The sequence below is a fragment of the Azospirillum sp. TSO22-1 genome, from assembly GCF_003116015.1.
Taxonomy (GTDB): domain Bacteria; phylum Pseudomonadota; class Alphaproteobacteria; order Azospirillales; family Azospirillaceae; genus Azospirillum.
On sequence record NZ_LGQZ01000168.1, the window covers coordinates 1 to 1182 of the forward strand.

1 protein-coding gene and 1 pseudogene are annotated in these 1182 nt (G+C 63.9%); one reads left to right on the forward strand and one right to left on the reverse strand.

Annotated elements, in window-relative coordinates; all coding sequences use genetic code 11:
• Nucleotides 1-645 (forward strand): annotated as a pseudogene (locus TSO221_RS32095) (DNA mismatch repair protein MutL); the annotation flags it as partial.
• 340 nt (nt 646-985) lie between these two features.
• Here the strand turns inward: TSO221_RS32095 and TSO221_RS36235 are convergent.
• The coding region (locus TSO221_RS36235; protein WP_211099143.1) for a hypothetical protein at nt 986-1182 on the reverse strand (197 nt) is incomplete at its 5' end.

Here is a 1182-nt window from a genome sequence, read left to right on the forward strand (position 1 = left end):
GCCGCACCGGCGGCGCGCGCGCCGGAGTACGCCCCTCCCGCCCCCGCGGCCCCGCCGCTCGACGAGCACCCGCTGGGCGCGGCGCGCGCCCAGGTGCACAACACCTACATCGTCGCCCAGACCAGCCAGGGCATCGTCATCGTCGATCAGCACGCGGCGCACGAGCGCCTCGTCTACGAGAGCATGAAGGACGCCATGATCAGCGGCGGCGTGAAGCGCCAGGGCCTGCTGATCCCCGAGGTGGTGGAGCTGGACGAGGCCTCCGCCAACCGCCTCGCCGCGCGCGCCGGGGAGTTGGCCGAGCTGGGTCTGGTGCTGGAGCCGTTCGGCCCCGGCTGCCTGATGGTGCGCGAGGTGCCGGCACTGCTTGGTCAGGCCGACGTCAAGGGGCTGGTCCGCGACCTCGCCGAGGAGCTGTCGGAGTTGGGCGACGCGCTGTCGCTCAAGGAGAAGCTGGAGGAGGTGTGCGCCACCATGGCCTGCCACGGCTCGGTGCGCGCCGGCCGGCCGCTGAACGTCGAGGAGATGAACGCCCTGCTGCGCCAGATGGAGGCCACCCCCCACTCAGGCCAGTGCAACCACGGCCGGCCGACCTATGTCGAGCTGAAGCTGGCGGACATCGAGAAGCTGTTCGGGCGGCGCTGAGTTTGTCGGTATCGGGCCACAGTGAGACTGACCCTGAACCACACGAATTGACCCCGAAACCTCATTAGAACGGGTTCGGAGACGGTACTCAACGGCATGCCTGTCAACCGGCATCGGCTTGGGGTTCACCCGCCTGGCCGCCTCCGCATAATATTCATTCCATGTCAGCCGCAGATGGACCCGCTTGCGTCGGCTGAAGTCAACAAAAATACCATAACGAGCACTTAAAAAGTGCTGCTATATAAATAACCGTCATTATCATTGCCGCCTACTCCTGAAGACAACATGACGAATTAAACTATTTGTATGGCGAGCACACGCCTTGAAGAACACTGGGGACTCAATTTTCCTCCGAGGATCTCGCGTCCAGAGCATCGAGTGCATTAGCCAGCCATTTCCCAGGATCAACGCCAAGGGCACGGCTGTAGCGAACGAAGTCCATGATGCCTAACAGCCCGTTTCGAAAGTCGGTGCTGACGGAGTGAAGGTTTGACGCGGCGGCTGTTGGCAGGGAACCTCTTCCCTGCCGGAGGCCGC